2 protein-coding genes are annotated in these 10,308 nt (G+C 70.3%); both read right to left on the bottom strand.

From position 1 onward, the window contains the following. On the bottom strand, positions 1-4,399 hold a 4,399-nt coding region (locus tag G6039_RS28750; protein WP_338148592.1), incomplete at its 3' end, for an amino acid adenylation domain-containing protein. Between the two features lie 349 nt (positions 4,400-4,748). Beyond that, the coding region (locus G6039_RS28745; RefSeq protein ID WP_164528170.1) for a non-ribosomal peptide synthetase at positions 4,749-10,308 on the bottom strand (5,560 nt) is incomplete at its 5' end.

The raw sequence follows: 10,308 nt of genomic DNA, 5'->3' as shown, positions 1-10,308 counted from the left end.
ACTCGATCTCGCCGAGCTCGATCCGCTGGCCGCGGAACTTGACCTGGAAGTCGGCGCGGCCGATGTAGTCCAGCTCCCCGGTCGCGGTCCAGCGCACGAGGTCCCCGGTGCGGTACATACGCTCACCCGCACCGAACGGGCTCGCCACGAACCGGTCCGCCGTCAGATCCACCCGGCCGTGGTAGCCGCGCGCGAGCTGCACACCCGCCAGATAGAGCTCACCGGCCACGCCGGCCGGCACCGGATTCAACCGCGAATCCAGCACGTAAACCTGAGAATTCCACTGCGGCAGACCGATCGGGACGGACCCGGCGTCGGCCAGCTGCGCCTGCCGGTAGGTGATCGAGACGGCGGCCTCGGTGGGACCGTAGAGGTTGTGCAGCCCGGCGGAGGAGACGCCGGCGAAGGCGTGCGCGGTCTGGGCGGGCAAGGCCTCACCGATGACGAACACGTCGCGCAACGACACCAGGTCCTGCGGGTCGGCGTGCGAGACGAAGACCGTGAGCATAGACGGCACGAAGTCGGTGAGGGTCACGCCGTGCCGGGCGATGGTCCGTGCGACGTATTCGGCGTCGCGGTGCCCGTCGGGCGTCGCGACGACCAACGTGGCACCGGCCCGCAGCGGAAGGAAGAACCCCCAGAGCGACACGTCGAAGGTGGTCGCGGTCTTCTGCAGATACACGTCGGCCGCGGTGAACCGGTATTCGTGCTCCATCCAGGCCATCTGGTTGGCGATCGCGCCGTGCGACACCGCGACACCCTTGGGCCGGCCCGTCGAGCCGGAGGTGAAGATGACGTAGGCGGTGTTCTCGGGGCGGAGCTGCGCGGTGCGTTCGGTGGCGGCGATCGGGGCCGCGGAGAATGCCGAGAGCTCGACGGTGTCGAGATGCACGACCGTGAGGGCGGTGGGAAGCGTCACCGTGTCCCGCTCGGTGGTCAGCACGCACACCGGTGCCGCGGACTCGAGGATGTACTCCGTGCGCGACGCGGGATGGTCCGGGTCCACGGGCACGTACGCGCCACCGGCACGCAGCACGGCGTACATGCCAACGACGAGCTCGATCGAGCGGCGCATGGCCAGGGCCACCCGGGCCTCCGGCCCGACGCCGAGCGACAGCAGATGGCGCGCAAGCCGATTGACGCGTGTGTCGAACTCGGCGTAGGTGAGAGTCTCGCCCTCGTACACCAGCGCCGTCTCGTCCGGCGTGCGGTCGACCCGGGCGTCGAAGCCGTCGAGCAAAAGGTGGTCCGGGACGGGATGCGCCGTGGCGTTGCGGATGGCGGTCAGGTCGCGGCGCTCCGCGGCGTCGAGCACGTCGATGTCGCCGACCGGAACGACGGGATCCTGCGCCACCGCGTCGAACACCCGGAGCAGCCGTTCCGCGATCGCCGCCACGGTCGATTCGTCGAACAGGGCGGTCGCGTAGGTGAGCATGCCGACCATGCCCGCATCCTCGGGGTCGCGAGCCAGCGTCAATTGCAGGTCGAAGCGCGCGGTGGTCACGTCGATGCCCACGCCGGCGACCCGGAGACCTTCGAGGTCCAGGTGCGCCTCCTCGATGTTCTGGAAGAACAGGGCGACCTGGAACAGCGGGTGCCGGGACTGCGAACGCGCCGGGTTGAGCACCTCGACGAGGCGCTCGAACGGCAGGTCGGCGTGGGCGAAGGCACCGAGATCGGTCTCCCGGGCGTGCTCCAGCAGCTCGGTGAACGTGGTGTCCGGGGTCACCTGGGTGCGCAGCACGAGGGTGTTGACGAACATGCCGACGAGATCGTCGAGCGCCTCTTCCCCGCGGCCGGCCACGGGGGTGCCGATCGCGATGTCGTCGGTTCCCGACAGTCGCGCAAGTAACGCCGCGAGCGCGCTGTGGACGACCATGAACAGGGTGCTGTGGTGGGTGCGGGCCACCGCCTCGAGCCGTTCGAGGCGGTCGGCACCGATGGGGAACGTGTACACGGCACCGGCGTTGGAGGCGGTCTGCGGACGCGGCCGGTCGGTCGGCAAGGGCAGCTCGTCGGGTAGGCCGGCGAGGGTGCGCTTCCAATAGTCGAGCTGCCGCGCGATCAGCGACTCCGGATCGGACTCGTCACCGAGTACCTTGCGTTGCCACAGCGCGAAGTCCGCGTACTGCACCGGCAGCGGGGCCCACGACGGTGCCGTGCCGCTGCTCCGAGCGGCATACGTGGAGACCAGGTCCCGGGTCAACGGAGCCATCGACGAGCCGTCGGCGCTGATGTGGTGCATCACGAGCACGAGCAGGTGCTCGGTCTCGCTCAACCGGAAGAGCCGGATCCGCATCGGCACCTCGGCGGTGACATCGAAGCCCTCGTCGACGAATTCGGTGATGGCCGAGAACGTTTCGTCCTCGGACACGGCGACGGGTGCGAGGTCGACCCGGGCCTGCTCGACAGGCAGGACCAACTGGTGGCCGGTGCCGTCGTGCTCCGGGTAGACGGTGCGCAGCATCTCGTGCCGGGCCACGACGTCGTCGACCGCGGACCGCAGCGCGGCGACGTCGAGGTCGCCGGAGAGCCGAATCGCCAGCGGAATGTTGTTGACGGTGGAGCTGGTGTCGAAGCGGTTGAGGAACCACATCCGCTGCTGCGCCAGCGACAACGGGATCCGCTCCGGGCGCGGCTGCGGCACCAACGGGGTCCGGCCCCCGCCCCCTGCCCGCGACTCGAGCCGCGTCGCCAGCGCAGTGACCGTCGACGCCTCGAACACCTCCCGCACCGGAACCTGCGCGTCCAGCGCCGCCCCCAGCCGTGCTGCCGCCTGCGTGGCGATGAGCGAGTTGCCACCGAGCTCGAAGAAGTCGTCGTCCGCGCCGATCCGCTCGATTCCGAGCACCTCGGCGAACACCGCTGCCACGATCTCCTCGACGGGGGTGGACGGGGCGCGGAACTCCTTGGTCTCGAAAACCGGCTCCGGCAGCGCCTGCCGGTCCAGCTTTCCGTTCGCCGTCAACGGAATCGATTCCAGCTCCATCACGACCGTCGGCACCATGTGCGACGGCAGCGACCGGCCCACGAAGTCCTTCAGCACGTCCGCGTCGATCCGCGCACCCGGCACCGGGAGAACGTACGATACCAACGAGGTCACTCCTGGGGCGGTCGAATGCCCCACCGTCGCCGCGAAGTCCACCGACTCGTGCGTCGACAGCACCGCGTCAATCTCACCGAGTTCGATGCGGAAACCGCGCACCTTGACCTGGAAGTCGCTGCGCCCGACGTACTCGAGCACCGGACCGGACGGTCCTTCGACCCACCGCACCACGTCACCGGTGCGGTACATCCGCGCACCCGGCTCGACGCCACCTTCGCCGACGAAGGGATCGGCCACGAATCGCTCTGCGGTCAAGGCGAATCGGCGGTGGTAGCCGCGTGCCACACCGGGACCCGCCAGGTAGAGCTCACCCGCGACGCCCAGTGGCGCCGGGTTCAGCCGGCCGTCGAGCACGTACGTCGACACGCCGCGCAGCGCGACACCGATCGGCATCGGGCCGCCGGCTTCGAGCGGATCGCTGCTCGTGGCGAGGATGGTGGTCTCCGTCGGGCCGTAGACGTTGAAGAAGTCCCGGCCCGGCGCCCACTTGGCGACGAGCTCGGCGGTATACGCCTCACCACCGACCATCACCGACCGCAGCGAGTCAAGACCGGCCGGATCCATCGACGCCAACGCCGCCGGTGTGACGAAGGCGTGCGTGACCCGTTTCCGCCGAAGCAGGTCCGCCAGTTCCGCACCGCCGTACACCCCGGGCGGCACGATCACCATCGTGGCGCCGGCACCGATCGCCAACAGCAGCTCGAGCATCGAGGCGTCGAAACTCGGTGAGGCGAAATGCAGTGTCCGTGAAAAAGAATCGATCTTGAACCGATCCCGCTGCTCGGCGGACAGATTCGACAGCCCACCGTGGGTGACGACCACGCCCTTCGGCACCCCCGTGGAACCGGACGTGTAGATGACGTAGGCGGTGTTGTCCACCGCCACCGGGCCCAGCCGATCGGCGTAGGTCACCGGCGCACCGGACACCGCGGCGCACTCGGCCTCGAAGCCCGGATCATCGAGCGCCAGCCACGGCACCGACCCCGGCAACCGATCGGCGAACTCGGACACGGTCAGTCCCACCCGCGAGCCGGAGTCGGTCACCATGTGCTCGACGCGCTCGACCGGATAGTTCGGGTCCACTGGCACGAAGGCTGCGCCGGTCTTGGCCACCGCCCACCACGCCAGGACCGATTCGACGGATCGCGTCAGGCCCAGCGCCACGAACGACTCCGGCCCCACTCCACGGCCGATCAGTACCCGCGCCAACCGCGACGACCGCTCGTCGAGCTCCCCGTACGTCAGACTGCGGTCCTCGTACGCCACCGCGACGGCCGACGGATCGATCTCCACCGCGGCGGCCAGGAGCTGAGGCAGCGTGAGGAGTCGGGAACGACGACGGCGAGGCGGCCTACTGGAGCCAGTCCTCCGGCGAGATGCCCCCGTAGCCTTCGCACCGAACTCATCAGCAGTCATCCGTCAAAACCCCTCACGCCCAGGACGGCGAGCCTCGCTCCGAACCGGAACGAAGCTAGCCGCCTATAGACCAACAACCGGCTCTATGCTACAAATCAGCCCTTGGCTCAACACCCGGCCGATTCGTACGCGAACCGCCTACTCTATACCGTTCGCCGGAAGGGATCCGTTACAGGACGAGGGCCGTCGCGACGGCCCGTACGGGACCGCTGCGACACGCCGGACGTCAGTCGCCGTCGAGGGCGACGGGATCGTCGAACAGCTCTTGACCGTCGCCGAGACGGGCCGCGTAGCCTCCCGGCGGCCGGGCGTCGACGAACACCACCGCGGCGAGGTCCTCGGGGACGCCGTCCTCGAATTGCGGGGCGTCGTCGGCACCGATGAACAGGTGCGTCACCCACTGGTCCGCCACCTCGTCCTCCGACACCCAGTCCCCGTCCGTCCCGGGAGCGAGCACCACGGCGGCGCCGGCCGCGGCCGCCGCGACGAGTTCGACGACGGCGGCTGCCGAGTCCTCGGGCCCGTGCAGCACGGTGCGCGACTCGTAGTCGACCTCGTACCGCCGAGCCAGCCGGGACGCCGCCTCCGCCGCCACGGCGTGCGTCACGGTGCGGGTGCCCGCACCGCCCGCGGCCGCCAGAACGAAGGCGGGATCGTCGGGCCGCACCGGCCGTGCGAGGTCCGCGTAGGTCACCGGCGCGGCGGAGTACCCGGCGATCTGCGCCACGACGTCGGGCGCATCGACGAGGACCTGCACTGCCGCTGGCGTCGCCGTTGCGGACCTGCCGACCACCAGATCGACGTCATCGCCGGAGGCGGTGCCGGGCACGCCCGGGACCACCGCCGCGCCGGCCTTGAGCACTGCCCACGTGGCGACCAGCCGGTCGACGGACCGGGGCAGGACCACACCCACGCGTGTCCCGGCCCCCACGCCGCGATCGAGCAGAAGGCGCGCCAGGCGAGAGGACCGCATGTCCAGCTCGGCGTACGAGGTCTCGTCCTCGTCGAACACGGCGGCCGGCGCGTCGGGATCAGCCTCGACGGTCGACAACAGCACCCCGGCCAGGGTCCGCGCGGCCGGCTCGGGGGCCGCCGGTTCCGCAGCGGCACCCCGAGGAAGCCCACCGGCACCCATCTGCGCGCGCTCCGCGGCACCGAGGATGTCGATGTCTCCGACGGCCGCCTCCGGGTCGGCGCACCCTGCTTCCAGGATGCGCACCAGCCGCTCCGCAAAACGCTCGACGGTCGCGGCGTCGAAGAGGTCGGTGGCGTAGGTGAACCCGGCGATCATCTCCGCCGGAGCGCCCGTCTCGTCGTGCTGGCCCTCCACCGTGAGCATCAGGTCGAACTTCGCCGCCACGTCACCGGTGTCGATGCCGCTCACGGTGAGCGACGGCAACTCGAAGGAGACAGGCCGGAAGTTCTGGAAGGAAAGCATCACCTGGAAGAACGGCTGACGCCCGGACGACCTTGCCGGGTCGAGGACCTCGACGAGGCGCTCGAACGGCACGTCGGCATGGGCGAACGCACCCAGGTCGGCCTCGCGTGCCCTACGGACCAGATCCGCGAATCCGACGGCCGGATCGACGTCCGTGCGCAGCACCAAGGTGTTGACGAACATGCCGATCAGGTCGTCGAGCTCGGGTTCCCCGCGGCCGGCCACGCCGGTACCGACGGCGATGTCCCGGGTACCCGTCAACCGCGAGAGCAGCACGGCGAGCGCGGCATGCACCACCATGAACATCGACGTGTTGTGCTCGCGCGCGAGCTCGCCGAGGGAACGGTGCACGTCCGGCGCAATCGTGAAGGCATGGTAGGCGCCGGCCAGGGAGGGCACGGGGGGCCGGGGCCGATCGGTCGGGAGCTCGGCCCCGGAAAGCCCGGCCAGGTTCTCCTTCCAGTAGTCGAGCTGCCGGGACAGCGGCGAGTCCGGGTCGTCCTCGGAACCCAGCACCTCGCGCTGCCACAGCGCGAAGTCGGCGTACTGGACCGGTAGCGGCGCCCACGAGGGCGGGCGCCCCGCCGTCCGGTCGGTGTAGGCGACCATCACGTCCCGGGTCAGCGGACCCAGCGAGAATCCGTCGGCGCTGATGTGATGCATCACGAGCACAAGTACGTGTTCGCGCTCGTCGACCTGCAGCAGGCGCATCCGGATCGGAACCGCGCGGGTGACATCGAACCCGGCCACGACGAGTTCGCGCAGCCGAGCCGGCAACTCCGCGGGCGATACCCACTCGGGGGTGATCGCCTGCGTCGCCTCGGTCACCGGCAGCACGAGCTGCCGGCCGGTGCCGTCCTGTTCGGGGTAGACGGTCCGCAGGATTTCGTGCCGGGCGATTACGTCGTTCACCGCGGCTTCGAGCGCCGCCACGTCGAGCGCGCCGGACAGCCGGATCGCCAACGGAATGTTGTAGGAGCCGGATTCGGGATCGAACCGGTTCAGTAACCACATCCGCTGCTGTGCAAGCGACAGCGGGATCCGCTCCGGACGTTCCTGCGGGACCAGCGGCCGGCGCCGACCGGCGCCCCGCTGGGTCTCGAGGTGCGCAGCCAGCGCCGCCACCGTCGGTGCCTCGAACAGTTCGCGGACGGGGACCTGCGTGTCCAGCGCGGCACCGAGGCGCGCGACGACCTGGGTTGCGAGCAGCGAGTTGCCGCCGAGATCGAAGAAGTCGTCGTCCGCGCCAACCCGGTCGACACCCAGGACACCCGAGAACACGGACGCGACGATCTCCTCGACCGGGCTCGACGGGGCCCGGAACTCGCGCGCCTCGAACACCGGCTCCGGGAGTGCCCGGCGGTCGAGTTTGCCGGCCGGAGTAAGCGGGACGGATTCGAGCGCGACGATCGAACCCGGCACCATGTGGCTCGGCAGCGGACGGGACACGAAGTCGCGCAGGTCCTCCGGATCGAGCGTGCGTCCGTCGACGGGCACCACGTACGAAACGAGGGCCGTGGCCCCGGTGGGCGTGGTGTGCCCCACACTGACGGCGAACTCGACATCGGGGTGTGCCGCGAGCACCGCATCGATCTCGCCGAGTTCGATCCGCAGACCACGGATCTTCACCTGCTGGTCGCTGCGGCCGACGTAGACGATCTCGCCGGACTCGGTCCAGGTGACGATGTCCCCGGTGCGATACATCCGCTCGCCCGGAGCGCCGTGCGGGTCCGCGACGAACCGTTCCGCCGTCAGCCCCGGCCGTTCGTGGTAGCCCCGGGCCAGCTGGATCCCGGAGACGTACAGCTCGCCCGCGACGCCGACCGGCACCGGACGCAGCCGCGCGTCGAGCACGACCTCCCGGAGACCCCGAATCGGGCCGCCGATGGTGATCTGCTCCCCGGCACGCAGCGGGCCCGCGACATTGGTCGCGACGGTGGTCTCGGTCGGACCGTACCCGTTGAACAGCTTGCGGCCGGGAGACCATCGCTGCACCACGTCCGCGGGCACGGCCTCGCCGCCGGCCACCAGATGCCCCAGCGAGTCCAGCCCGGCGGGGTCCATCGAGGCCAGCACCGACGGGGTCACGAAGGCGTGCGTGACCTTCTCGCGACGGATCAACTCGCCGAGCTCGACGCCGCCGAAGACGCCGGCCGGCGAGATCACCATCGTCGAGCCTGCCGCGAGCGCGAGCAGCAGTTCGAGGACCGACGCGTCGAAGCTCGGCGAAGCCACATGCAGCACCCGCGACTCCGGAGCCGGACCGAACCGCTCGAGCTCCTCGACTGCGAAGTTGCGCAGACCTGCGTGAGTGACTGCGACGCCCTTGGGTCGTCCGGTCGAACCGGACGTGTAGATGACGTACGCGACCTGCTCCACCCGGATCGGCCGCACCAGTTCAGCCGCCGACAGGGTCTCACCCGACTCCGCACGGGACTCGATCAGCCCGTCCGGACCGTCGAGGACGAGCCACAAGGTCGCGCCGGGGAGCGAGTCCGCGTGTGCCGTCGTGGTCAGCCCCACCCGGGCGCGGGCATCGGTGACCATGTGCTCGATCCGGTCGTCGGGGTAGGTCGCGTCGACCGGAACGAATGCCGCCCCGGTCTTCGTCACCGCCCACAGGGCGAGGACCGACTCGATCGATCGGGGCACCGCGAGGGCCACCAACTCCTCGGCGCCGATTCCCCGCCGCAGCAGGGCCCGCGCGAGCCTGTTGGATGCCTCGTCGAGCTCGGTGTATGTCAGCTCACGGTCTCCGCACCGCACGGCGACACCGTGCGGATTGCGCGCGACTGCCTCAGCCATCAGTTCGGCAAGCGTGCGAGGCTCCGGTCCGGCGGGGCCGTCGTGCGAGAGCAGCACGTCGGCTTCGCCCGGGGCCAGGATGTCGACCGCGCCGATGGCGGTGCGCGGATCGGCCGTGAGTGCTTCCAGCACCCGGACGAATCGCTCGGCGAATCCTACGATTGTCGCCTCGTCGAACAGGTCGGTGGCATATTCGAACGTCGCGGGCAGCGCGCCGTCGACCGGGGTGGGGACGACGGTCAGCTGCAGGTCGAACCGCGCGACCGCGGTGTCGGCCTCGACGCCCGCCACCGTCAGGCCGTCGAGCCGGAAGGAAGTCGACGAGAGGTTCTGGAAGGCGAGCACCACCTGGAAGATCGGCGAATGGGCCTGCGTCCGAACGGGAGCGATCTCGTCGACGACCTGCTCGAACGGCACGTCGGCGTTGCCGAAGGCACCGAGGTCGATGTCCCGGACGCGACCGAGGAAGGCGTCGAACGATTCGGCGGGATCGATCGGGGTCCGCAACGCCAGCGTGTTGACGAACATGCCGATCACGTCGTCGAGCGCGCGCTCGCCGCGGCCCGCGATGGGCGTGCCGATCACGATGTCGTCGGAGCCCGACAGCCGCGACAGCAGCACGGCCAGGGTGGCGTGCACGACCATGAACGGTGTCGTGCCGCGTGCGGCTGCGAGTTCCTCGACCGCCGCATATACCGACGCGGGGAAGTGGAATCGGTGACCGGCACCCTTGTTGGACGCGATAGCCGGCCGCGGCCGATCCGTGGGCAGGTCCAACAACTCGGGCGCACCGGCGAGGCGCTCGCGCCAGTAGGTGAGCTGCTGCGAGAGCAGGGACGTCGGGTCGGACTCGTCGCCGAGGATCTCCCGCTGCCACAGCGCGTAGTCCGCGTACTGCACCTGCAGCGGTTCCCAACCCGGTTCCGCGTCGCGGACGCGCGCCGCGTAGGCGGCCACGACGTCGCGGGCCAGCGGACCCATGGAGAACCCGTCCGCCGCAATGTGGTGCACCACGACGATCAGCACGTGATCCGACGCACCCACTTCGAGCAGGCGCACACGGATCGGCACCTCCTGCGTCACGTCGAAGCCGGCCGACACGGTCTCTGCGAGCACTGCCGCCTGATCGGACTCGTCGACGTGCACCGGGCGCAGCTGGACCGCGAGATCGCCGGGGTCGAGGATCCGCTGCACCGCGACGCCGTCGATCTCGGGGTAGACGGTGCGCAGCACCTCGTGCCGGGCCACCAGATCCCGCACCGCGGCCTCGAGGGCCGCCACGTCCAGCTCCCCGGTCAACCGGATCGCCACCGGAATGTTGTAGACCGCCGACGCCGGATCGAACCGGTTGAGGAACCACATCCGTTGCTGCGCCAGCGACAGCGGCACCCGCTCCGGCCGCTCCCGCGCGGTCAGCGCCGCCCGCGCCCCCGACCCGGCATGCGACTCGAGCCGCGCCGCCAACCCCGCCACCGTCGACGCCTCGAACACCGTACGCACCGGCACCGACGCCTCGAGCGCCGCCCCGATCCGCGCCACCACC

The sequence above is a fragment of the Rhodococcus aetherivorans genome (assembly GCF_011058165.1).
Classification (GTDB): Bacteria; Actinomycetota; Actinomycetes; order Mycobacteriales; family Mycobacteriaceae; genus Rhodococcus; species Rhodococcus aetherivorans.
This window is presented reverse-complemented; position numbering and strand designations above follow the sequence as displayed.